At 69.1% G+C, this 24,886-nt stretch carries 16 protein-coding genes; 13 read left to right on the top strand and 3 right to left on the bottom strand.

Annotated features, from left to right (window positions below):
* Positions 1 to 29 precede the first annotated feature (29 nt).
* Positions 30 to 1,700, bottom strand: a complete 1,671-nt coding sequence (aceB, locus tag ABD882_RS01360) for a malate synthase A (RefSeq protein ID WP_345183569.1) — start codon at positions 1,698 to 1,700, stop codon at positions 30 to 32.
* A 264-nt stretch (positions 1,701 to 1,964) separates the two neighbouring features.
* Between aceB and ABD882_RS01355 the strand changes: the two genes are divergently transcribed.
* From ABD882_RS01355 to ABD882_RS01315, 9 genes are all read left to right on the top strand, one after another.
* The gene (locus ABD882_RS01355) at positions 1,965 to 3,401 is read left to right on the top strand and encodes a helix-turn-helix domain-containing protein (protein ID WP_345183567.1); all 1,437 of its coding nucleotides are present in this window, start codon (positions 1,965 to 1,967) and stop codon (positions 3,399 to 3,401) included.
* Positions 3,402 to 3,616: 215 nt separating this feature from the next.
* Positions 3,617 to 8,257 carry an alpha-L-arabinofuranosidase C-terminal domain-containing protein gene (locus ABD882_RS01350; RefSeq protein WP_345183565.1) on the top strand — a complete coding sequence of 1,547 codons (4,641 nt, stop codon included), beginning with the start codon at positions 3,617 to 3,619 and terminating at the stop codon, positions 8,255 to 8,257.
* Positions 8,258 to 8,286: 29 nt separating this feature from the next.
* Positions 8,287 to 10,524, top strand: coding sequence for an OmpL47-type beta-barrel domain-containing protein (locus ABD882_RS01345; RefSeq protein ID WP_345183563.1), 2,238 nt, complete (start codon positions 8,287 to 8,289; stop codon positions 10,522 to 10,524).
* Positions 10,525 to 10,783: 259 nt separating this feature from the next.
* The gene (locus ABD882_RS01340; RefSeq protein ID WP_345183561.1) at positions 10,784 to 11,767 is read left to right on the top strand and encodes an ABC transporter substrate-binding protein; all 984 of its coding nucleotides are present in this window, start codon (positions 10,784 to 10,786) and stop codon (positions 11,765 to 11,767) included.
* Positions 11,768 to 11,854: 87 nt separating this feature from the next.
* Positions 11,855 to 13,420: a sugar ABC transporter ATP-binding protein gene (locus ABD882_RS01335; protein ID WP_345183559.1), complete on the top strand. Its 1,566-nt coding sequence runs from the start codon at positions 11,855 to 11,857 to the stop codon at positions 13,418 to 13,420.
* Positions 13,417 to 14,502, top strand: a complete 1,086-nt coding sequence (locus ABD882_RS01330; protein ID WP_345183557.1) for an ABC transporter permease — start codon at positions 13,417 to 13,419, stop codon at positions 14,500 to 14,502. The genes ABD882_RS01335 and ABD882_RS01330 overlap by 4 nt, the downstream gene beginning before the upstream one ends.
* The gene (locus tag ABD882_RS01325) at positions 14,499 to 15,518 is read left to right on the top strand and encodes an ABC transporter permease subunit (protein ID WP_345183555.1); all 1,020 of its coding nucleotides are present in this window, start codon (positions 14,499 to 14,501) and stop codon (positions 15,516 to 15,518) included. Before ABD882_RS01330 ends, ABD882_RS01325 begins: the two co-directional genes overlap by 4 nt.
* Before the next feature lie 45 nt (positions 15,519 to 15,563).
* The gene (locus ABD882_RS01320) at positions 15,564 to 17,087 is read left to right on the top strand and encodes a sugar ABC transporter ATP-binding protein (RefSeq protein ID WP_425563309.1); all 1,524 of its coding nucleotides are present in this window, start codon (positions 15,564 to 15,566) and stop codon (positions 17,085 to 17,087) included.
* A gap of 1 nt (position 17,088) precedes the next feature.
* Positions 17,089 to 18,117 carry a LacI family DNA-binding transcriptional regulator gene (locus tag ABD882_RS01315; protein ID WP_345183551.1) on the top strand — a complete coding sequence of 343 codons (1,029 nt, stop codon included), beginning with the start codon at positions 17,089 to 17,091 and terminating at the stop codon, positions 18,115 to 18,117.
* Here the strand turns inward: ABD882_RS01315 and ABD882_RS01310 are convergent.
* On the bottom strand, positions 18,041 to 18,664 hold the full coding sequence (locus ABD882_RS01310) for a TetR-like C-terminal domain-containing protein (protein WP_345183549.1): 624 nt from the start codon (positions 18,662 to 18,664) through the stop codon (positions 18,041 to 18,043). The two genes, ABD882_RS01315 and ABD882_RS01310, sit on opposite strands and share 77 nt — an antisense overlap.
* 82 nt (positions 18,665 to 18,746) lie before the next feature.
* Here ABD882_RS01310 and ABD882_RS01305 point away from each other — a divergent pair, with 82 nt between their 5' ends.
* Positions 18,747 to 19,445 (top strand): MBL fold metallo-hydrolase, encoded by a 699-nt coding sequence (locus tag ABD882_RS01305; protein WP_345183547.1) that lies wholly within the window; start codon positions 18,747 to 18,749, stop codon positions 19,443 to 19,445.
* A gap of 8 nt (positions 19,446 to 19,453) precedes the next feature.
* Here ABD882_RS01305 and ABD882_RS01300 read toward each other — a convergent pair whose 3' ends face one another.
* Positions 19,454 to 20,947: a helix-turn-helix domain-containing protein gene (locus ABD882_RS01300; RefSeq protein ID WP_345183545.1), complete on the bottom strand. Its 1,494-nt coding sequence runs from the start codon at positions 20,945 to 20,947 to the stop codon at positions 19,454 to 19,456.
* A 110-nt stretch (positions 20,948 to 21,057) separates the two neighbouring features.
* Between ABD882_RS01300 and gabT the strand changes: the two genes are divergently transcribed.
* The 3 genes from gabT (at position 21,058) to ABD882_RS01285 (ending at position 24,823) form a co-directional block, all read left to right on the top strand.
* Positions 21,058 to 22,419 (top strand): 4-aminobutyrate--2-oxoglutarate transaminase, encoded by a 1,362-nt coding sequence (gabT, locus tag ABD882_RS01295; RefSeq protein ID WP_345183543.1) that lies wholly within the window; start codon positions 21,058 to 21,060, stop codon positions 22,417 to 22,419.
* Between the two features lie 98 nt (positions 22,420 to 22,517).
* Positions 22,518 to 23,936, top strand: coding sequence for a flavin monoamine oxidase family protein (locus ABD882_RS01290; protein WP_345183541.1), 1,419 nt, complete (start codon positions 22,518 to 22,520; stop codon positions 23,934 to 23,936).
* Positions 23,936 to 24,823 (top strand): universal stress protein, encoded by an 888-nt coding sequence (locus tag ABD882_RS01285; protein WP_345183539.1) that lies wholly within the window; start codon positions 23,936 to 23,938, stop codon positions 24,821 to 24,823. The genes ABD882_RS01290 and ABD882_RS01285 overlap by 1 nt, the downstream gene beginning before the upstream one ends.
* Positions 24,824 to 24,886: the final 63 nt, after the last annotated feature.

Genomic DNA, 24,886 nt, shown 5'->3' with positions numbered 1-24,886 from the left:
AGAGAGTGTTCGGTCGGTCTCGAGGAGGATCAGGCGGTTTCGACGAGGAAGCGCGCGTAGGCGGGCAGCGTCAGGAACGCCGGGAACTCGGGCTGCAGCGCGACCTCACGGAACACGGCGGCGGCGTCGTCGAAGCGATCCCCCGCTGTCCGGGGAGCTTCGGCGAGCATCGCGCCGATCAAACCCTCGACGTACTCTGCGGTGATCTCCGTGCCGTCGTCGACGACCTGGCCCTGGTTGATCCACTGCCACACCTGGGAGCGGCTGATCTCGGCGGTCGCCGCATCCTCCATGAGGTTGTCGATCGCGACGGCGCCGATGCCGCGCAGCCAGGCCTCGATGTAGCGGATCGCCACAGACACGTTGTCGCGGACGCCGTCGGCCGTGATGGGCCGGCCGATGTGCACGTCGAGCAGATCCTCGGCTCGCACCTGCAGGTCGGGGAGCGGCCGATCGAGCTGGTTCGGCCGCTCGCCGAGCACCGCGTCGAACTCGGCTTGCGCGGTGGGGATCAGGTCGGGGTGCGCCACCCAGGTGCCGTCGAAGCCGTCGCCGGCCTCGCGCTTCTTGTCGGCGGCGACCTTCTCGATGGCCCGGGCGGTGACCTCGGGATCGCGGCGGTTCGGGATGAAGGCGCTCATCCCGCCGATCGCGTACGCCCCGCGCCTGTGGCAGGTCTGCACGAGCAGCTCGGTGTAGGCCCGCATGAACGGCACCGTCATCGTCACCTCGCTGCGGTCCGGCAGCACGAACCGGGCGCCGCGGCCGCGGTAGTTCTTGATGATCGAGAAGATGTAGTCCCAGCGTCCGGCGTTCAGGCCCGCGCAGTGCTCGCGCAGTTCGAACAGGATCTCCTCCATCTCGAACGCGGCGGGCAGCGTCTCGATCAGCACGGTGGCGCGGATCGTGCCCCGCGGGATCCCGAAGTACTCCTCGCTGAACGAGAACACGTCGTTCCAGAGTCTCGCCTCCTCGCTCGACTCGAGCTTGGCGATGTAGAAGTACGGGCCGCGGCCGGCGTCGATGAGCGCCTGCGCGTTGTGGAAGAAGTACAGGCCGAAGTCCACCAGCGAGCCCGACGCGTCCATCGCGCGGCCGGTGCGGTCGGTGAACTCGAGGTGCTTCTCCGGCAAGTGCCAGCCCCGCGGACGCATCACGATCGTGGGGGTCCGCTCGGCGGTGACGCGGTACTCCCGGCCGTCCTCGCTGGTGTGCACGAGACGTCCGCGGATCGCGTCGCGCAGCGACAGCTGACCGCCGATCACGTTCTGCCACGTGGGGCTGGTGGCGTCCTCCTGGTCGGCGAGCCACACCTTCGCACCGGAGTTGAGCGCGTTGATGGTCATCTTCGGATCCGTGGGGCCCGTGATCTCGACGCGGCGGTCCTCGAGGCCGGGACCGGCACCCGCGACGCGCCAGTCGGCGTCCTCCCGGATGTGCCGGGTGTCGTCGCGGAAGCGCGGGTCGTGGCCGTTGCCGATCTCGAAGCGGCGGCGCATGCGGTCGGCGAGACGGTCGTGCCGACGGCCGCCGAAGCGGTGGTGCAGTTCGGCGAGGAACGCGACCGCGGCGGGGGTGAGGATCTCGCCGAAACGGTCGTGCAGGGGGCCGGTGATGCGGATCGCCGGGCCTCCGACGGCGGGGGCAGCCGTGCCGACGATCCTGATCGGGGCAGTGGGTGATGCCGTGGGAATGGTCATGATCTGTCTCCTTCGCGAGATGTCGGGTGGTCCCTGAGCCTGTCGAAGGGCCCGGGTGGCTTGTCACCCACTCTGGGTGAAGATCCGAGCGCACTCTGGCCAAATCGGGTGTGAAGTTTGGGCAGAATTCTGTTTTCGTGACAGAATCGGCCCACTCGGGGTCGTTGAGCGAGCGAAGCGAGACGAAACGTCGCACCGCGTTGTGCCGCGTTTCGTCTCGGTCGCCTCCGGCGTCCTCGCTCAACGACCGCGAAGGAGACCCGCATGAGTGAAGAGGTCGACGCCCTCACGATCGGGCGACGCATCCGGCAGCTCCGCACGGCGCGCGGGATGACGCTCGATGAGCTCGCCGCGGCCGTGGATCGCGCACCCAGCCAGCTGTCCATGATCGAGACCGGCAAGCGCGAGCCCAAGCTCACGCTGCTGCAGGCGATCGCACGGGCGCTGGACTCGACGATCGACCAGCTCCTGTCCGAGAGGCCGCTCGATGAGCGCGCCGGCATGGAGATCGCGGTCGAACGGGCGATGAAGGGGCAGACCTTTCAGGCGCTCGGGATCGCGCCGTTCCGGATCGCGAAGACCGTGCCCGATGACGCGCTCAGGGCGCTGCTCGCGCTGCACGGCGAGATCGACCGGCTCCGCGATGAGCGTGCCGCGACGCCCGAGGAGGCGCGGCGCGCGAACGTCGAACTGCGCCACCTCATGCGCAGCCAGGATAACCACTTCGCCGATCTCGAGAAGAAGGCGGCCGAGATCCTCGCAGCGGTGCGCCATCCGGGCGGTCCGCTCACGCAGCGCAGCGCGAGCGACATCGCCGCGCATCTCGGCTTCACGCTGCACTACGCGCCGGATCTTCCGCAGTCCACGCGCAGCGTCGCGGATCTCGCGCACGGCCGGCTCTACCTCTCCAGCCGGGTGCCGGGCAAGGGTGACGCGCGCACGGCGGTGCTGCAGGCGCTGTCGAGCCGGATCCTCGGGCACTCCGAGCCGCGCAGCTACGCCGAGTTCCTGCGTCAGCGGGTCGAGACGAACTACCTCACCGGAGCCCTGCTCATGCCCGAGGAGCATCTCGTGCCCGTGCTGAAGGACGCGAAGGAGCGTCGGTCGATCTCGATCGAGGATCTCCGCGACGCGTACTCCGTGTCGTACGAGACCGCCGCGCACCGGTTCACGAACCTCGCGACCCGGCACCTCGGGATCCCGGTGCACTTCCTCAAGGTGCACGAGTCGGGCACGATCACGAAGGCCTACGAGAACGACGACGTGAACTTCCCGACCGACCGGCTCGGATCCATCGAGGGGCAGATGTGCTGCCGCAAGTGGACCAGCCGGGTCGTGTTCGAGGAGGAGGACCGGTTCAACCCGTATTACCAGTACACCGACACCGGCAACGGCACCTACTGGTGCACGGCGCGCGTGGAGCCGTCCAGCGAAGGGCTGCACTCGGTGAGCGTCGGGGTGCGCTTCGATGACACGAAGTGGTTCATCGGGCGCGACACCACGAATCGCGGCGTCTCGAAGCACTCGGTCGAGGTGTGCTGCCGGCGCGCTCCCGCCGACCTCGAGCAGCGCTGGCGGGAGCAGTCCTGGCCGAACGTGCGCACCCCGCGGACGCTGCTCGCGACCCTGCCCACAGGGGTGTTCCCGGGTGTCGACACGACCGACGTGTACGAGTTCCTGGAGGCCCACGCCCCGCAGTGAGCGGCGTGGTGCTTTCCGGGTCGGATCGCCCTGCGCACGCGGTGCGGCGACGCTGAGCCGAGACTTTTTTCCCACAGGGTCTTGCGCTCACCCTAACTGTGAGCGCTAACATTCACAGGCCAGGACAGCTGTGACCGGTCCCGGTTTCTCTCACGGCATGGTCGCCGTGTGCCCGAGCGCGACGTCGATGCCGCGCCCCGACGAGGAGGTCCCCTGTGAATCGACCCGCGCTGGCGGTGATCGCCGCTGTTGCTGCCGCGGTGATGTTGTCGCCCGGAGCAAATACTGCGTTCGGCGCCGTGTCGGCCGGCACCGGCTCGTCGAGCACGCCCGCGCCCGTCGCGGACGGCACCCCGGACGGAACCGTGCCGATCACGGACGCCTTCGACGGCGCGACGCTGGATCCGCACTGGAGCGTCGTCAATCCCGATCCTGCGAACGCGACGGTGTCCGGCGGACGGCTGAATATCACGGGCCAGGTCGGTGACACCTACCAGGGCAACAACACGGCCAAGAACGTGTACTTCTGGGATGTCCCGAACGCCGACTTCACGGCGATCACCCACGTGAACGCCACGGTGTCGAAAGTGTTCCAAGGTGCCGGGATGATCGCCGGATCCGATCTGGACAACTACGTGCGCGAAGGTCTGACCTTCGTCGGCGGCCTCTCGCCGAGCGGTGTCGCGATCGAGAGCGACAACGAGACTGCGGGGTCGTTCAGCTCGCTCGGCTTCGAGGACCGTCCGGCATCGACGGGGGAGACCCTGCGCATGCAGCGTGTGGGCAAGACGCTGACCACCAGCTACTGGACCGGCACCGATTGGAAGGCCCTCGCCACCCGCGCCCTCGACTTCACCGTCACCAAAGTCGGGCTGTACGCCCTCGGCGCGCTCGACGGCACGGTGACCCCGGCCTCCTTCGACTACTTCGCGCTGCAGACCGGCACCCCGGCACCGGTGACCCTGCCCGCCGACTTCTCGCTCGGCACGCAGGGGTCCTTCCTCGCCCTGGACGGCAACCGCATCGTGGTGGCGGGCAGTGCGCAGGCCACCGCGCCGGTGTTCCACGTCGTCTCGCAGCAGAACGGGACGGTGCAGCTGCAGGTGGCCGGACGCCCCGTGGTGCTCGCGGGCGGGGCCGCCGTGCTCGGCGACGCCGGGGCGACCCCGACCACCTTCACCGCGGCCGATGCCGCCGGCGGGCTGGTCTCGCTGACCACGGATGCGGGGCCGCTCGGATCCGCATCCGGATCCTTCGGCATAGTGCCGGCGGCGCTGGCGCTGCGCTTCACCGTCACCCCGGTGGTGAAGGCCGATGCCTCCGCGATCACGGTGCAGGGCGACGCCACGCTCGTGAAGAGCTCGCCGAACCTCTACGGCGTGTTCTACGAGGACATCAACGACGCCGCCGACGGCGGTCTGTACGCCGAACTGGTGCGCAACCGCTCCTTCGAGTTCTCCACGGCCGACAACAAGAGCTACACGTCGCTGACGGCCTGGGAGAAGCTCGCCCGGGATGCCGGATCCGGATCCACCTCCGCAGTCGTGAACGACGACGGCCGGCTGAACGACATGAACCGCAACTACCTGCAGATCCAGGCGACTGGTGCCGGTGCCGGCATCCGCAACACCGGCTACAACAGCGGGATCGCGGTGCAGCAGGGCTCGTCGTACGACTTCTCGATCTGGGCGAAGTCCTCCGTCGCGCAGACGCTGACGGTGCGGGTCGAGGACGCGGCGAATGCCACGGTCTTCGGCACCGCCACGGTCGACGTCGACGGATCCGGAACCTGGAAGACGTACACCACGACCGTGACCGCGTCCGGCACCGCCGCCGCCGGACGCCTGGCCGTGCTCGCCGGGGCCGCCTCCACCCTGTCCCTGGACATGGTGTCGCTGTTCCCGCAGAGCACTTGGGTCGGCCCCGTCAACGGCAAGAGCAGCCTGCGCGCCGATCTCGCGCAGAAGGTCGCCGATCTGCATCCGAAGTTCCTGCGCTTCCCCGGTGGCTGCGTGACCAACGTCGGCACTTTCAAGAGCTACGCGGAGTCGGGGTACACCGACCGCACCCGCACCTACCAGTGGAAGGAGACCATTGGGCCGGTGGAGTCGCGGCCCACCAACTTCAACTTCTGGGGCTACAACCAGTCCTACGGCATCGGGTTCCTGGAGTACTTCGAGTTCGCCGAGGATATCGGGGCGGCGCCGCTGCCCGTCCTGTCCGTGGGCGCGAACGGCTGCGGATCCAAGATCCCTGAGATGACCGACCCGGCCCAGGTGCAGCGGTACGTGCAGGACACGCTCGACCTGATCGAGTTCGCGACCGGAGACACTTCCACGCATTGGGGCGCGATCCGCGCGCAGCTCGGCCACCCGAAGCCTTTCGCGATGCCGTACATCGGGCTCGGCAACGAGGAGAACTCGACGACCTTCGAGGCGAACTTCCCGAAGTTCCAGGCCGCCATCAAGGCCGCTTACCCGAACATCAAGGTGATCGCGAACTCCGGGCCGGACGACTCCGGATCCCGCTTCGACACGCTCTGGGCCTACGACAAGCAGCAGAAGGCCGACCTGGTCGACGAGCACTACTACAACGACCCGTCGTGGTTCCTCTCGCACAACAACCGCTACGACACGTATGACCGCTCCGGTCCGCACGTGTTCCTGGGCGAGTACGCCTCGCTCGGCAACACGCAGTACAACGCGGTCAGCGAGGCCGCGTACATGACCGGGCTGGAACGCAACTCGGACGTCGTGGATCTGGCCTCCTACGCCCCGCTGTTCGCCAACGTCGACAACGTGCAGTGGGCGCCGGACGCGATCTGGTTCGACAACACGACGAGCTGGGTGAGCCCGGATTACTGGGTGCAGCAGATGTTCTCCACGAACAAGGGTGATGAGATCGTGCCTTCGACCCAGACCGGCGGACTGGTGTCCAACCCGCCGATCACCGGAGGCGCCTTCCTGTCGACCTGGAACACGGCCGCGCAGTTCGACAACGTCAGCGTGACCGGATCCGACGGATCCAGCCTGTTCCAGGACGGCTTCGCGGATGCGAGCCAGTGGCAGTCGCAGAAGGGCACGTGGGCTGTGCAGAACGGCGCCTACGCGCAGACGGCGACGAACGTCACCGACGCCCGCTCGATCATCGCCGGTGCCTACGGCAAGGACTGGTCGAACTACACGCTCGAATTGGACGCGAAGAAGACCGCCGGATCCGAGGGGTTCCTGATCGGCTTCGGTGCGACGAGTTCGAACAACTTCTACTGGTGGAACATCGGCGGCTGGGGCAACACCCGAATGGCGCTGCAGAAGGCCACCGGCGGAGCTGCCAACGAGATCGCGGCGAAGGAGGGCGTCTCGGTCACGACCGGGCAGACCTACCACCTGAAGGTCGTGGTGAACGGTCGCAAGATCAGCCTCTACCAGGACAGCGTGCTGATGATCTCCTACGACGACGGCAGCACCCAGCAGGAGCTGTACAACGTCGTCTCCCGGGACTCGGCCACCGGCGACATCGTCGTGAAGATGGTCAACGCCTCCGACCGCACCCAGCAGACGACGGTGAACCTCAACGGCGTGAAGGTGCGCGATGCGGGGACGCAGACCGTGCTGGCCGCGTCCAAGAACGCCAGCAACAGCAGGGCGACGCCCGATGCGGTGGCGCCGGTGACCTCCGCGGTGACGGGTCTGTCGACCTCGTCGGTGCACGATCTGCAGCCGTGGTCTGTGACGTTCCTGCGGCTGCACACGGTCGACACCGTGCCGCCGGTGATCACCGTGCACGACCTGCCCGCGGCAGTCGGCAACGGCTGGTGGGCGCCGGGCACGCAGGTCACGGCCAGCGCGACGGACAACCGCGGTGCGCTCGCCTCGTTCGAGTACCGGATCGATCAGGGCGCGTGGACGCCGGCGCAGTCGGCGACAGACGCGGCGGCCGCCGTCACCGGGCACGGTGCGCACACGGTTCAGTTCCGCGCGACCGACGCCGATGGGAACACGACCGAGACCCGCCCCACGACGCTGCAGATCGACGGACAGGGGCCGCTCACCCGGGCGGATCTGGATCCCTCGGCCCGCACCGTCACACTCACGGCCGTGGACGGTGAATCGGGAGTCGATCACAGCGAATACCGGCTCGGCAGCGGCGACTGGCAGCGCTATGACGGCGCGATCCCGGTCGGCGATGCGGCCGTGACGGTCGCATACCGCTCGGTCGACCGGGCCGGAAACCTCGAGGCCTTCGCCATGATCGATGTGGCCGCAGCGAACGCCCCGCTGGCACCGTCAGCCCTGACGGCGACGGTGGCGAACAGCGCGGTCGAGGCCGGATCCGATGTGCCGATCGCGGTGCGCGTCACCGCGTCGCAGCACGTCACCGGCATGGTATCGGTCAGCGAGCGCGATCGGGTGATCGGCGCGTCGGCGCTGATCGACGGCACGGCGCTGCTGACCGTGCCGCGGATCGCGCAGGGTTCGCACACCTTCACGATCGCGTACGCCGGTAACGCGCAGGTCGCCGCGTCGACCGCGACGGTCACGGTGACCGCCGCCGCGCGGCACGCCGAGCTGACCGTCGATCTCGAGGGACGCACCGTGCACCTCGGGCAGAGCCAAGTGGTCACGATCGGCCTGCCGAAGGATGCGACGGGCAGCATGCGGATCGTGGTGCAACGCGGAGACAGCATCGTCCAGTCTGTGCAGGCGGTGGTGCAGGACGGATCCGCGCGGGTCGTGGTCCCGGCCGACGCGCTCGATCGCAAGGGCGGCTACCGCATAGCCCTCACCTACAGCGGCGACGACGTGTATGCGTCCACGACCGCGGATGCCCGATTCACCGTGGTCAAGGCCGGCTGATGCCGAACACCGCACCAGGAAGGAAGACAATGCGCACCCTCACCATGCTGCTGGGAACGACCGCGGTGGTCGCCGCCGTGATCGTGGCGGCGACGACACCGGCGCAGGCCTCGACGCAAGGCCGGAGCACGCTCTCGGCTGCTGCGGCACCGATGACCGTCGCAGCCGGAAGCGGATCGGCGGATCCCACCGACGCCTACCTGTTCGCCTACTTCGAGGGCGAGCAGTACGGCGGGGAGCAGATCCGATTCGGGCTCTCCCGCGGCAACGACGCGCTGCATTGGATCGACATCAACAAGGGCGACCCGGTGCTCACCTCGACCATGGGGACCACCGGACTGCGCGATCCCTTCCTCATGCGTTCCCACGACGGCACGAAGTTCTATCTGCTCGCGACGGATCTGAAGATCTATCCGAACGGCAACTTCAGCACCGCCCAGCAGAACGGGTCGTTGAATCTGGAGATCTGGGAGTCCACGGATCTTGTGCACTGGTCGGCGCAGCGCGAGGTGAAGGTGTCCAGCGACTATGCCGGAAACACCTGGGCACCCGAGGCGTATTGGGACGATGCGTCGCAGCAGTACGTGGTGTTCTGGGCATCGGCGTTGTACCCGAGCACCGACACGGCGGGGCGGAGCATCTCGACCAGCTACCAGCGCATGATGTACGCCACCACGAGCGACTTCCAGACCTTCAGCGCCCCGCAGGTGTGGACCGACGTGAAGCGCGGCGCCGGGCTCGGCATGATCGACTCCGACGTGATCAAGGAGGGGGACTACTACTACCGCTTCACCAAGGACGAGGCGTACATGATCCCCCGGCTCGAGCGGTCGAAATCTCTGTCGGCGGCCGAGACAGGATCCCTCGCCACGACGGCGAGCGATCCAGCCGCGGGCTGGCAGCTCGTGAAGGAGAAGGTCGGGCAAGGACTTGCGAACCAGTGGGGCGGTACCTTCACCGCGGGCGAGGGCCCGACGGTGTTCAAGGCGAACGACGGCGACAGCACCACCGGCGGCCTGCCCACCTGGTACCTGTTCATGGACCAGCCCAGCTATCACGGCGGCAAGGGCTACGTACCGTTCGCGACCCACGACCTGTCCGATCCGAACGGGTGGTATTCGGTGGCCGCGACCTCGCAGCTACCGACCTCGCCGCGCCACGGCACGGTGCTGCCGGTCACCCAGGCTGAATACGATCGGCTGCTGCAGGCGTACCAGCCCGACCAGCTGGTGACGGGGATCGACGACGTCGTCGTCACGACCGTCGCCGGCACGGCGGGGACGCTTCCGGCGACCGTGACCGCGCACTACGCGGACGGGTCGAGCCGGCAGACGCCCGCGACGTGGCCGGCCGTCGATGCGGCCGTGTGGCAGGCGCCGGGCGTCCGCACGATCACGGCGAACCCGATCCCGGGAGCCACGGCGAGCGACACGCTCACGCTCGTGGTCGGCGACGGGCACCCTCCGGTCACCACCCTGACCGTGCCGGGCGGGGCCGACGTGTGGCACACCGGGCCCGTCGTCGTGTCGGCGACAGCGACGGACGACTCCGGTGTCGCCATGGTGCGCACGGAACTCGACGGGGTCGGAACGGACACCGCCGGCGGCTCTGCCACGATCACGGTCACCGGCGACGGCGCGCACGCGGTCACCGCCTCCGCAACCGACGAGTACCGCACCGCGGGGCCTGCGGTCGCGGCCACAGTGAAGATCGACGGCACCGCGCCGCTGTCCCGGGCGGACTTCACCGCCGGGTCGCGGGCGCTCACCCTCACCGCGGAGGACGCGACCTCGGGTGTCGCGCGCATCGAGTACAGCCTGGACGGCGGCGCCTGGGGCACATACGGCGGTGCGGTGACGGTTCCGGGAACGGTCGGTTCGGTCGCCTACCGCGCAGTGGATGACGCAGGCAACGTGGAGGCCACGCGTCAGCTGGCCGTGCCTTACCAGGTGACGATGTCCGATACGAGCACGTCAGTGCAGCTGTCGACGACACGGGCGAACGCCGGCAGGACCGACGTGGGAGTCACCGCGACGGTCGCGGCAGGATCCGCTCCGGCTGCCGCGGGGTACGTCAAGGTCACGGTGCTGCACGACGGTGACACGGTCTTCTCCGCTCTCGCCGGAGTGCGCTCCGGCACGGCCTCGATGTCGGTGCCCGCCTCAGCGCTGCGCACCCGCGGCTCCTACGTGGTGCGCACGGAGTTCCTCGGCACGGCGACGCTCAATCCGTCGAGCGGTCAGGCAGCGCTCACGGCCGTGAAGTAGCGCGCCGCGGTGAGCCATGGCTCTGTGCGGGGAGAGCGAGACAGCGGCCGGCATCACAATTGTGAGCGCTAACAGGAATGGTCGCGGTTCTTGGTGATCATCGAAGGTCACGTCCTTGAAAACACTGAGCAGTTATCAAACTGTAATGGCCTGAAGCTTGCGGAATAGTCAATTGTTAGGGCTAACATTTGAGAACGAGCCAGTGATGGCTCACCCGAGAAATCCGGCGAGGACGCCGGATCGAACAAGGAGGTTTGCAGTGAAGAAGGGCATCATCGCGGGAATCGCCCTGCTGGGCGTCATGGCCTTGGCGGCGGCGGGTTGCTCCGGATCGGCCGGTGCAACATCGTCCGGTGGGGCGAAGAGCGACAAGGTCATCACGGTGGGCTTCGCGCAGACCGGATCCGAGAGCGGATGGCGCAGCGCCAACACCGAGTCCATGAAGGACGCGTTCTCAGCGAAGAACGGCTTCAAGCTCGTCTTCAACGCGGCCGACAACAAGCCCGAGAATCAGATCGCAGCCGTGCGCAGCTTCATCAACCAGGGCGTCGACGCGATCGTCATCGCCCCGGTGGTCACGACCGGCTGGGACGACGTTCTCAAGGAGGCCAAGGACGCCAACATCCCGGTGATCCTCGAGGACCGCACCATCGACGGCAGCGCCGACCTCTACAAGGCCTGGATCGGCGACGACTTCAAGAAGGAGGGCGAGACCGCAGGCGCCTGGGCCGCGAAGAGCCTCGGCGCGCAGGCGACGAACATGGTCGTGCTCGAGGGCACGACGGGGTCGGCTCCCGCCATCGACCGCGCCACGGGCTTCTCCAGCGCCATCAAGGGCAGCCAGATCAAGACGCTCGACTCGCAGACCGGCAACTTCACCCGCGCCGACGGCAAGACGGTGATGGAGGGATTCCTGCAGAAGTACGGCAAGACCATCAACCTGCTGTTCGCGCAGAACGATGATATGGGCCTCGGCGCTCTCGACGCGATCAAGGCCGCCGGCCTCACGCCTGGCAAGGACATCCAGATCGTCACGATCGACGCCACCCACGACGGCCTGCAGGCCGCGGCGGACGGTCAGTTCAACTTCGTCGTCGAGTGCAACCCGCTGCTCGGCCCGACCGTAGCCCAGACCGTCAAGGACGTTCTGGCGGGCAAGGACGTGCCGAAGAGCCAGACGGCGACCGACCAGTCCTTCACACCGGAGCAGGCGAAGACCGCTCTGCCCGACCGCAAGTACTGAGGTCTTCGGGGAGGGCGCGCCATCTCGTCCTCCCTGAATTCCGCTCCGACACGGGCCCGCGACACGGGCGCCGTGAGAAAGGCAGCCATGGTCACCGACGACCACCGCGACGTCATCCGGATGCGCGGCATCATGATCGAATTCCCCGGAGTGAAAGCCCTGCAAGACGTCGACTTCACCCTCCGCGCCGGAGAGGTGCACACCCTCATGGGCGAGAACGGGGCAGGCAAGTCGACACTCATCAAGGCACTCACCGGGGTCTACCGAATCGACGGCGGATCCATCGAGGTCGATGGCCAGGACCGCGTGTTCGGCGGCACCGCCGACGCGCAGGCCGCGGGCGTGTGGACCGTCTATCAAGAGGTGAACCTCTGCGCCAACCTCTCCGTGGGCGAGAACGTGATGCTCGGACAGGAGGTGCGCGGGCCGTTCGGCATCGACTGGCGGCGCACCCACGCCAACGCCCGCGTCCATCTGCAGGGACTGGGCCTGGACATCGATCCGCGCTCCGCGCTGTCCAGCCATTCCCTTGCGGTGCAGCAGCTGGTCGCGATCAGTCGCGCCATGGTCTCCGACTGCAAGGTGCTGGTGCTCGACGAGCCCACCTCGAGTCTGGATCGGGATGAGGTGGAGCAGCTGTTCGCCGTCATGCGGGATCTTCGGGCTCGCGGCGTCGCGATCCTGTTCGTCACGCACTTCCTCGACCAGGTGTACGAGATCTCGGATCGCCTCACGGTGCTGCGCAACGGCGTGCTGGTGGGCGAGTACCCGGCCGCGATGCTGGAGCGCACCGAACTGGTCTCGCTCATGCTCGGCCGTGAGCTGCACGAGCTGGAGTCGATCGACGCCTCCACGCGCGCGATCGACCGGACCGGCATTCCGGTGCTGGCGGCGAGGGGCGTCGGACGGCGGGGTGCGATCGAGCCGGTCGATCTTGAGGTGTTCGACGGCGAGGTCGTCGGGATCGCGGGCCTGCTGGGTTCCGGACGCACCGAACTCGTGCGTCTGCTGTACGGCGCGGACCGTGCCGACTCCGGTGACATCGCCGTGCACGGCGAAGATGTCAAGATCGCCGGTCCTCGTGACGCGATCGAGTCGCGGATCGCCTTCACCTCCGAAGACCGCCGCGAGGAGGGCATCGTGGGCGACCTCACCGTCGCCGAAAACCTCGTGCTCGGAATGCAGGCCCGCCGCGGCTGGCTGAGAAAGATCAGCCGTGCGGAGCAGGACGCCGTCGTCGCCGAGTACATCGAGGCGCTCGGGATCCGTCCGGCCGATCCGAACGCCCGCGTGCGCAACCTCTCCGGCGGCAACCAGCAGAAGGTCGTACTCGGGCGCTGGCTGGCGACGGCGCCGGAACTGCTGATCCTGGATGAACCGACCCGCGGCATCGACGTGGGAGCGAAAGCCGACATCCAGCGTCTCGTGGCGGGCCTCAGCGCCCAAGGCATGTCGGTGCTGTACATCTCTTCCGAGCTGGAGGAGGTGCTGCGTCTCGCGCAGCGCATCGTGGTGATGCGCGATCGCCGTAAGATCGGCGAGCTGAACACCGCCGCCGACACCGGCGTCGACGACCTGGTGGGGATCATCGCGCAGGGTGCGATCATCCCGCGGGAAGCCGGCGACGAGCGCCTGAAAGAGGATGCGGCATGACACTCAAGAAGGTCTTCACCCACCGGCTGGTCCTGCCGGTGGGAGCGCTGCTCGCGCTGGTGCTGCTGAACACGATCGCCCGGCCCTCCTTCCTCGCCATCACGGTGCGAGACGGGGAGCTGTACGGATCGATCATCGACATCCTGCGCAACAGCGCCCCTCTCATGCTGGTCGCGCTCGGCATGATGATCGTCATCGCCACCCGCGGCATCGACCTGTCTGTGGGTGCGCTGATGGCGGTCTCCGGCGCGGTGAGCCTCACGATCATCAAAAGCGCCCCGCATCCGGGCGACCTCGGCGTGATCGCGCTGGCGATCCTCGCAGGTGTGCTGACCACGCTGTTCTTCGGCGCCTGGAACGGCTTCCTGGTCGCGGTCCTCGGGATCCAGCCGATCATCGCGACGCTTGTGCTGATGCTCGCGGGCCGCGGCATCGCACTGCTGATCACACAGGGCTACATCACCACGATCAACAGTGACCCGTACCAGTTCATGGCGCAGGGATACGTGTTCGGGCTCCCGTTCGCGTTCTTCGTCGCGATCGCGATGATCGTGATCGTCGCGCTGGTCGAGCGACGCACCGCCCTCGGCATGCTCACCGAGGCCGTCGGCATCAACCCGACGGCGAGCCGGATCGCCGGCGTTCGCTCCCGCGGCATCATCTGGGGCGCATATGCGGTGAGCGGTCTGCTGGCGGGAGTGGCGGGGATCCTGTACAGCTCCAACATCATGGCAGCCGATGCGAACTCGGCGGGGCTCAACATCGAGGTCGACGCGATCCTCGCCGTCGTCCTCGGCGGCACCTCGCTCATGGGCGGACGGTTCACGATCGCCGGCACCGTGATCGGCGTGTACACGATCCAGACCCTCACCTCCACCATCACGTTCCTCGGCGTCCCGCCGGCTGTCACGCCGGTGTTCAAGGCCGCGGTGATCGTGATCGTGTGCCTGGCCCAGTCCACTCGCGTGCGGAGCTGGTTCCGTGCGCTCGGAGCGAGCCGGCGTGCCACGGCTCCGGATCCGCGCGGCCGTGCCGCTGACACGTCCGCGCTGGTCGGCGCGGCGGAAGGGACGACGCGATGAGCGCCACCACTGCCACCCTGGCTTCCGGCGCGGGCTTCTCGGAGAAGCTGCGCACCCTCGCCACACGCCGCGCGGGGTGGGTGCCGGTGCTCGCGGCCGTCGTGATCTTCGCCGCGATGCTCGTCGCCGGTCAGCTGTATTTCGGCACGTTCGTCTCGCCGCGGCTGCTGTCGTCACTGCTGCTGGACAACGCCTACCTGTTGATCCTCGCGGTCGGCATGACGTTCGTGATCCTCACCGGCGGGATCGATCTGTCCGTCGGGTCGGTGATGGCGTTCACCGGCATCCTCGGGGCGCGCATGCTGCGCGATGGGATGTCCGCGGGCGTCGTGATCCCGGTGATGCTCGTGGCGGGTGCGATCTTGGGCCTGTTCACCGGTGTGCTGGTGCAGTACTTCGACGTGCAGCCCTTCATCGCCTCGCTCGCGACGATGTTCCTGGCCCGCGGCCTGGCGTTCGTCGTGAGCCTGGAAGCCATCCAGGTCAAGGATCCGCTGTTCGATGCGCTGCAGTCCTCCCGCTTCCGTCTGGACGGCGGATGGTACATCACGCCCACGGTGATCCTGTCGTTGATCGCGGTCGCGGTCGCAGCCTGGGTGCTCGGCTGGACCCGCTTCGGACGAACGGTCTACGCGGTCGGGGGCAGCGAGCAGTCGGCCCGGCTCATGGGATTGCCCGTGGCGCGGGTGAAGCTGCTCGTCTACGTCATCAGCGGCCTGTGCGCGGGTATCGCGGGCGTGGTGTTCACGGCATACACGGGCGCCGGTTACAGCCTGAACGGCATCGGTGCCGAGCTCGACACGATCGCCGCGGTCGTCATCGGCGGAACCCTGCTCACCGGGGGCTCCGGCTACGTCCTCGGATCCCTGTTCGGGGTGCTGGTGTACGGCCTGATCAAGGTGTCGATCAGCTTCCTGGGCGCCGACACGTCATGGATGCGGATCACGATCGGAGCCCTCCTGCTCGTGTTCGTGGTGGTGCAACGGCTGATCGTGACCAGGGCGCGCCGACGATGAGCGCCGGTGCGCGTCGGGGAGGCCCTCATCCGGCACGATAGGAACATGTCGATGCCCGTCGAACCCGTCGTCGAGATCCTGGATGCCACTGTGTATTTCCAGGGCTCGACGGCGCTCGAGAGCGTCGACTTCCGCATGTTCCCCGGCGAGGTGCACTCGCTCATGGGGGAGAACGGTGCCGGAAAATCGACACTCATCCGGGCGTTGACCGGCGCCCTCAGGCTCGATGCCGGTGTCGTGCGGCTGCGCGGCGACATCGTGCAGTTCTCCTCTCCGGCCCAGGCTCAGCGTGCGGGGATCAGCACGGTCTATCAGGAGATCGATCTGCTGCCGAATCTGTCGGTCGCAGAGAACATCCTGCTCGGGCGCGAGCCGCGTCGCTTCGGTGGCATCGACTTCCCGCGCATGCGCCGCGAGGCGAAGGCTCTGCTGGAGGGTCTCGGGGTCGGGATCGATCCGGCATCGCTGCTCGGATCCCATCCGCTCGCGATCCAGCAGCTGGTGGCGATCGCCCGCGCGATCTCGTCCGACGTCGAAGTGCTGGTGCTCGACGAGCCCACCTCGAGCCTGGACCTGGACGAGGTCGCCGAACTGTTCCGGGTGATCCGCAAGCTCAAGAAGCGCGGCGTCGCGATCCTGTTCGTCTCGCATTTCCTCGATCAGGTGTACGAGATCTGCGACCGCATCACCGTGCTGCGGGAGGGTCGCGTGGTGGGGGAGTACCTCACGACCGAGCTGCTGCGGATCGAGCTGGTCGAAAAGATGCTGGGCCGGGCGATCCCGGACCAATTCGTGCTCCCGCGAGCCGAGACCGTGCGCGAGGACGAGGGCGAGCCTGCCGTGTTCACGGCACGTGGCGTGACGGTCGGCGCCGGCATCGTGGACGCGGACGTCGACATCGCCGAGGGCGAAGTTCTCGGCGTCGCCGGACTGCTCGGGTCAGGACGCACAGAGCTCGCCAGGGCTCTGACCGGCGTCGACCGGCTGGACGCTGGGATCCTGCATGTCGCGGGCGCTGCGCGCGGCTGGCGTTCGCCGCGGGAAGCCGTGCGCCTCGGCATCGTCTATTCCTCGGAGAACCGCCGCGCTGAGGGCATCATCGGCGAGCTCAGCGTGCAGGACAACATCACTCTGGCGGTGCAGGCCCAGCGCGGCGTGCTGCGTCGGATGCGGCGCTCGCGACAGCGTGAGCTCGCGGGCAGCTGGGCCGAGGCGCTGGGAATCCGCCCGGCCGATCTCGACCTGCCCGCTGCTGCGCTCTCCGGCGGAAATCAGCAGAAGGTGCTGCTCGCGCGGCTGCTAGCGCTCTCGCCGCGGCTGCTCGTCCTGGATGAGCCGACGCGCGGCATCGACATCGGCGCTAAAGTCGAGATCCAGAAGCTCGTCGCAGAGCTCGCCGACAACGGCTTGTCCGTCGTGTTCATCTCGGCCGAGCTGGATGAAGTGCTGAGGGTCGGGCACCGGGTGGCGATCCTCCGTGCTGGCCGGGTGGTCGAGAACATGCCGGCGGACGAGCTCACCGTGGATTCGCTGCTCGCCCTGGTCGCGCGGCCAGAGGATGTGGAGTGACGTGAGCGACGAGGCCCCCGCCCGCGCGGCGAACATCTTCGACGTCGCCCGTCTCGCCGGCGTCTCGCACCAGACCGTCTCCCGGGTCATCAACGACCTGCCCAACGTGCGTCCGGCGACGCGCGCACGGGTCGAGCACGCGATCGCACAACTGCGCTACAGCCCGTCGCCCGCAGCGAGGGCGCTGGTCACCCGGCGCACGCGCACGATCGGACTGGTCACACCCGGTGTCTCCGATTTCGGGCCTACGGCCACCGCGATGCACTTCACGGTCGCGGCGCGCGGAGCGCGGTACACGGTCGACTCGGTCAGCCTGCTCGACGAGGATCCGGCGGTCGGCGTCCGCTCGGCGGTGGAGGGCCTGCTGCGACAGCGCGTGGATGCCATCGCACTCGTCGTCGTCGACCTGGCCGCCCTGGAGACCGTGCGCACCCTCGACCTGTCGATCCCGGTGGTTGCGACAGCGGCTTCGCCCCGTCGACACGTCCGTCTCGTGTCGATCGATCAGTACCGCGGAGCTCGCCAGGCGGTACGGCACCTCGCGGAGCTCGGGCATCCGAGGATCCTGCACCTCGCCGGGCCCTCGCAGGCCACTGACGCGGTGGAACGGGTGCGAGGCTGGCGCGACGAGCTCGCTGAACGGCGACTGGAGATCGTGGACCCGGCCACCGGAGACTGGAGCGCCGCGAGCGGGTACCGCCTGGGGATGAACTTGGATGTCGGGCCCGGCACGGCGGTGTTCGCAGCGAACGACCAGATGTCGATCGGACTGCTCTCCGCGTTGCGCGAGCGCGGGCTGCGGGTGCCGGAGGATGTCAGCGTGGTCGGCTACGACGACGCACCCGAGGCGGCCTACCTCTACCCGCCGCTGACCACCGTGCGGCAGGACTTCGCAGCCCTGGGGCAGCTCATGATGCAGAAGCTGCTGCTCGCCGTGGAAGAGCCGGACGCCGTCACTGAGGATACTCCGATCCCGACTCAGTTGATCGTGCGGCAATCGACGCTCGCCCCGGCAGGCCGACGCGGGTGAGCGCGTCGACGAGGGTGTTCAGGCCGAACTCGAAGGCCTCGTCGACGTCGCCGCCGAGCTGGAAGGCACCCGCCTGCTCCATCGTGCAGAAGCCGTAGACCCAGGCGGTCAGCGTGCGGGCCGCGGGGAGCGGATCGCCGGGCGCGGTGCGGCGCACGGCATCGAGGAGGGATCCGATGAGCGGGGCCATGCCTTCCGACGTCGGGCCGGCCTCAGGTGACGGGGCGGAGAACAGCAGCCCGGCCGCGCGGGGGGAACGGGCGCTGAAGGCCCGCACGGCGTGCGCGATCCCGGCGAGCACGATGCGCGGATCCGAGGACGTTCCGACGAGTGCCGTGACGTCGTCGCCGAGTTCGCGGGCGGCGTCGTCCGCGATCAGCCGGAGCACGTCGTGGCGGTGCCCGACGTGCTTGTACAGGCTGGGCGGGCGCACGCCCACGACAGCGGCGACGGCGCTGATGGTCACGGCGTCGATCCCGGAGCTCTCGGCGATGGTGCGGGCGGCGGCGGCGAGTGACGCGGCTGTGACGCGCTGCGGTGCGGGCATGGATCCTCCTTCGATTTCGAACGCTTCGCCTCGATATTAAGGCTATTGACAATAGCCATGATAGCTATATAACGTAGCCATCATGAACGCACAGCTCCTCCGGATCGGCGACGACATCGTCGCCCTGCACGCCGTCGTCACCGACGAGGGCGTCACGCTCATCGACGCTGGCCTGCCGGGGGATCGGCGGATCCTGCAGGAGGCACTCGCCACGGCGGGGCGCAGCCTCGACGACATCCGCGGCATCGTGCTCACCCACGGTGACAGCGATCACATCGGGGTGGCCGAATGGCTGCGCACCGAGCACGGCGTCCCCACGTTCGTGCACGAGGCGGACGCCGGCCGCGCGCGCGGCGACAAGACGCCCTCTGCGTCCGGCGGGGCGTGGAAGCTCGGCCCGACGCTGCGGTTCCTCGGTGTCGCCGTGCGTCGCGGGGCGATGCGCGCGAAACACCTCGGTGAGGTCCGCACCGTGCGGGACGGCGAGGTGCTCGACCTGCCCGGCGCTCCCGAGATCATCGGGCTGCCGGGCCACTCGCCGGGGTCGATCGCGATCCGGATCCCCGCCGTCGACGCCCTGTTCCTGGGCGACGCGATCACGACCCGGCACGTGCTGAACGGATCCGAGGACGTGCAGGTGGGGCCGTTCAGCGACGACCCCGCGCAGACGCCGGAGAGCCTCGAGAAGCTGCGCGCGCTGCCCGAGCGCACCATCGTCGTCGGCCACGGCCCGATCTTCCACGGCACCGCCGCCGAGATGCTCGCGTCCCTGAAACGCTGACCGGACCGTCAGTCGCCGGCCGTGCGCAGCGTAGCCCAGAGCTCGGCGCGGGCGGGGAAGGATCCGAGGTCTGCGCCGAGGATCGACGAGGCCTGCGCGATCCGCGTGCGCAGCGTGTGCCGGTGCACGCCGAGGGCGACCGCGGCCGGTTCGAGGCGGGCATCGTGCTCGAGCCACACCCGCAGCGACCGCTCCAGCTCCGCACCGTCGCGGGTGTCATGCCGGCGCAGCGGGGCCAGGCGCGACTCCGCGATGAGTCTCGCCTCGTCCGTGGCGAAGGCGGCGAGCACACTCGATTCGGCGCGGTCCGCATAGCGCGCGATGCCCGTGCCGGCGCGGCGCAAGGCGGTGAGGGCCTGCGTGTGCGCGCGGGAGAACCCGGTGTACTCCTCCGGCGCCGACACGCCGATCCGCGCGTCGACCTGCGCCGACAGCTCGTCCAGCACGGACGCGTCCGTCGCCGCGAGGCACATCACCAGCCCGTCCTCCGAATCGGCGAGGAAGACCGGGGGAGCGCCCTCGCCGCGTTGCCGCTCCCACCACTCGGCCACCGCACCCTCGCGCGCGCCCGCCGCGACAGCGACGACGACGGGGGCCGGGGGAAGCGCACCGAGCACGCGGCGCGCCAGGGTCGGGTCATCGCTGAGCAGCGAGGCGAGCAGCTGCCGGTGCAGGCGGCGCCGGCTGCGCGCGAGCTGCTCGCTCTGCTCGAGCGAGAGTCCGGCCATCGCGATCACGGACGTGACGACGGTGCGGGTCTCCGGATCCAGGGATCCGCTCGCGATCGCCACGACGCCGCGCAGGTGACCGGCGCGCCCGACCGTGAGCAGTGTGTGCGCGGCATCGCGCTCCTCGATGACGCGGTTCGCGGATCCTCCTCGGGCCAGCAGGTCGGACGCGGCCTCGGCGATCGCGGGGGAAGATCCGCGCGCGGGATGCTCGTGCGCGAGCCGCCCGGACGCGTCGTACATCCCGACCCAGCACTCCAGCCGGCGGGAGAGCTCGGTGAGGGTGGACTCCAGCCCGCGCGGACGCAGCGCGGCGACCGACAGCGCGCGCTGCGTCTCCAGCGCCCAGGTGCGCCGGGCATAGGTCTGTGCGGCGATCGCCTCAGAATGCGCCCGCGCGACCGCGAGGAAGGGCGTGCCATAGGGGACCTCGAACAGCACCAGCCCGGCCTGCGCGCAGGCCGCCGCGAGCTCGGCCGGGATCCCGCTGCGGTGCACCTCGGTGCCGAAGCCGAGCCCGACCACGCCGCGATCGACGAGCCGGCGCACATACGCGGCGATGCCGGCGGCATCGCCGTCTGCGAACTGCGTGCCCGTGGTGAGCAGCGCGAGGTCGTCGGCGAGGAACGGCGTCGGATCGGTGAGATCGGAGTTGTGCACCCAGCGCAGCGGGCGATCCAGGGAGCCTGCGGGCAGGGCCGACTCGGCGCCGACGAGCGAGAGGTGCAGGTCGGGTCGGCCCAGCAGCGTGCGCAGGGTGGGTTGCTGATCCATGGCGTCCTTCCGAGAGCCGGAGCGGACGATGGCCGAACCGGCGAAAACGTGAACCATATTGTACGCTCCGGCGAATGCTCCCCGACGATGGTGCTCGTAATCTCGATGCCATGACCACCATCGACGTCGCAACCGAATCGATTCCCCTCGGCGGACCCTCGCTCCCGCAGGAGCGCCGCATGGTCACCGAGCTTCCCGGTCCCCGCTCGGCGGAGATCCTGGCGCGCAAGGCCGCCGCAGTCCCCGCCGGCGTCGGGCACACCGTCCCCGTGGCCGCGGTCGCCGCCGGTGGTGGCGTCGTCGTGGACGCCGACGGCAACTCGCTCATCGACCTCGGCAGCGGCATCGCCGTGACCACGGTCGGCAGCGCCCACCCCAAGGTCGCCGCGGCCATCGCCGCCCAGGCCGCGCAGTTCACGCACACCTGCTTCATGATCTCGCCGTACGAGTCCTACATCGAGGTGGCCGAGGCCCTCAACCGCCTCACCCCGGGTGACTTCGCGAAGAAGAGCGCCCTGTTCAACTCGGGCGCCGAGGCCGTCGAGAACGCGATCAAGATCGCCCGCAAGCACACGGGCCGCCCGGCGGTTGTCGCCTTCGACCACGGCTACCACGGCCGCACCAACCTGACCATGGCGCTCACCGCGAAGGCGATGCCGTACAAGAGCGGCTTCGGCCCGTTCGCCCCCGAGGTGTACCGCGCCCAGGCCTCCTACCCGTACCGCGACGGCCTGACAGGCCCCGAAGCGGCAGCGCGCACGATCCTCCAGCTCGAGAAGCAGATCGGCGCCGACAACCTGGCGGCGGTCATCATCGAGCCGATCCAGGGCGAGGGCGGCTTCATCGTGCCCGCCGACGGCTACCTGCCCGCGATCGTCGAGTGGTGCCGCGCGAACGGCGTGGTCTTCATCGCCGACGAGGTGCAGACCGGTTTCGGTCGCACCGGCGCGATGTTCGCCAGCGAGATCTTCGGCATCGAGCCCGACCTGATCACCACGGCCAAGGGGATCGCGGGCGGCATGCCGCTGGCCGCGGTCACCGGCCGCGCCGAGATCATGGACTCCTCGCACTCGGGCGGCCTCGGCGGCACCTACGGCGGCAACCCGGTGGCCTGCGCCGCGGCGCTCGCCGCGATCGACGCCTACGAGAACGACGGCCTGATCGAGCGCGCCACCGAGATCGGTGCGCTGCTCACGGAGCGTCTCACCGCAATCCAGGCCGCCGACCCGCGCGTGGGTGACATCCGCGGGCACGGCGCCATGATCGCCGCCGAGTTCGTCGACCCGACGACCGGCGCCCCGGATGCGGCTCTCACGGGCGCGGTGGCCAAGGCGGCGATCGCGCAGGGCGTCATCGTCCTCACTTGCGGCACATTCGGCAACGTGATCCGCTTCCTCCCGCCGCTGACGATCGGCGACGACCTCCTGAACGAGGGACTCGACATCGTCGCCGCCGCACTCGCGGCGCACTAGAACGTCCGGGCGCGATCGGGATCGGGGGATGCTGGATCGCGCCCGGCAACTTTTACACTGACGCACCTCGCGGTGCCTCCCCATCGAAGGAGCTGGAAATGGCCGACATCACGCGTGACGTGCTCATCATCGGAGCCGGGGCCGCAGGCACCACCGCCGCCAACGAACTGCGCAAGGCCGGCCTCTCGGTCGTCGTGCTGGAGGCCCGCGACCGGGTCGGCGGGCGGCTGTGGACCGACGTCGTCGACGGCGCCATGCTCGAGCTCGGCGGGCAGTGGGTCTCGCCCGACCAGAGCGCCCTGATCGAGACCATCGACGAGCTGGGCCTGGACACCTTCAGCCGCTACCGGGAGGGGGACAGCGTCTACGTCGGCCCCGACGGCACGCTGCACCGCTTCACCGGCGAGATGTTCCCGGTGTCCGAGGCGACCGAGAAGGTCATCGCCGAGATCACCGAGCGCCTGGACGCGATGGTCGCCGAGGTCGATCCCGATCGCCCGTACGCGCACGCCAAGGCCGCCGAGTGGGACACGATCACCTGGGATGCGTGGCTGCGCCAGCAGACCGACGATGACGAGGCGATCCGCAACCTCGCCTTCGCGACCGGATCCGCGATGCTCACCAAGCCGACGCACGCGTTCTCGCTGCTGCAGTCGCTGCTCATGGCCGCCTCCGCCGGCTCCTACTCGCACCTCGTGGACGCCGACTTCATCCTCGACAAGCGGGTCGTGGGCGGCCTGCAGCAGGTTCCGCAGCTGCTCGCGGAGCGCCTCGGCGAGGACGTGCTGCTGAACCAGCCGGTCCGCTCGCTCCAGTGGGGCCCCTCGACAAGCTCGGGGACCGACGGCATCACCGCGACCACCGACTCGCTCACCGTGAGCGCGCGCTACGCGATCCTCGCGCACGCCCCGATCCTCTACGACCGGATCTCGTTCGTCCCATCGCTCCCGCGCCGGCAGCACCAGATGCACCAGCACATCTCGATGGGCTTCGTGATCAAGGTGCACGCCGTCTACGACGGGCCGTTCTGGCGCGAGCAGGGCCTCAGCGGCACCGCGTTCAGCCCGTACGAACTCGTGCACGAGGCCTACGACAACACCAACCACGGCGACGAGCGCGGCACCCTGGTCGGCTTCGTCAGCGACCAGAACGCGGACGACGTGTTCGAGCTGAGCGCCGAGGAGCGCAAGGAGCGGATCCTCGAGTCCCTCTCGCACTACTACGGTCCCGAGGCGAAGAACCCCGTCGTGTACTACGAGAGCGACTGGGGCACCGAGGAGTGGACGCGCGGCGCCTACGCCGCGAGCTTCGATATGGGCGGTCTGCACCGCTACGGCAAGGACCTGCGCACGCCCGTCGGCCCCCTCCACTTCGCCTGCTCCGACATCGCCGGCGCCGGGTACCAGCACGTCGACGGCGCGATCCGGATGGGCCGCCTCGCCGCCGCGCAGATCCTCGACGCGCGCCGTGCGGCGGGCGAGGTCGTCGGAGCCGGCGCGAGCGTCGACAACGGCTGATGACGACGTCGATCGTCGTCGGCTACACGGCGACGGAGACCGGGGCTGACGCCCTCGCTCTCGGCGTGCGACTCGCCCGGAGCACCCGGCGGCGCCTGCACGTGCTGGTGGTCCTACCGGACGAGGGCGGCTCGACCGCTGCCGCCGGCACCGAGCTGGGCCACGAAGGCGTGCTCCAGGGGCAGGCGAAGCAGTGGCTGGACGCGGCGGCCGAGAGCATCCCCGCGGACGTGCAGCACACCCCGCACGTCTGGGTCCACGATTCGTTCGCGGAGGGCCTCGTGCTCGCCGGCGAGGAGCTGGACGCCGGTCTCATCGTGGTCGGCGCCGCGAACGGCGCGACCGTGGGCCTGCACCGGATGGGCAGCGTCGCGCAGGCGCTGCTGCACTCCTCGCCGATCCCGGTGGCGCTCGCCCCGGCCGGTTTCGCGCACCGCGAGGACGCCGACGCGCCGATCTCGCGGGTGACCGCGGCGATCGGCAGCCGTCCCGGCGCCGATGTGCTGCTGGATGCGGCGGTCGCGCTGTCCGCATCGAGCGGTGCGACGCTGCGCCTGGTGTCGCTGGTGGCGTTCGACGTGCCGCGCGGGCTCGACCTTCAGACGATCCGCCTCGTCAGCACCGCGCACGGCGACGACGTGCTGGCGCGCGCCGAGATGGAGCTGCCGTCTGGCGTGCGCGCCGAGCTCGAGCGGGCCCCCGGCGACACCGTCGAGCACGCGATCGAGCAGCTGTCCTGGCTGCCGGGAGAGCTGATCCTGGTCGGATCCAGCAGGCTGGCACAGCCGCGCCGGCTGTTCCTCGGATCCACGGCCGCGAAGATGCTGGACGTCATCCCGGTCCCCATGATCGTCGTGCCGCGCACCCGCGCGGCCGATACACCCTGAGCGGCCTGAGCCGCCGCCCCGACATCACCTCGAACACGAGAACTCAACGAAGGAAGGATCACT

Source organism: Microbacterium panaciterrae, assembly GCF_039541635.1.
GTDB lineage: Bacteria > Actinomycetota > Actinomycetes > Actinomycetales > Microbacteriaceae > Microbacterium > Microbacterium panaciterrae.
This window is presented reverse-complemented; position numbering and strand designations above follow the sequence as displayed.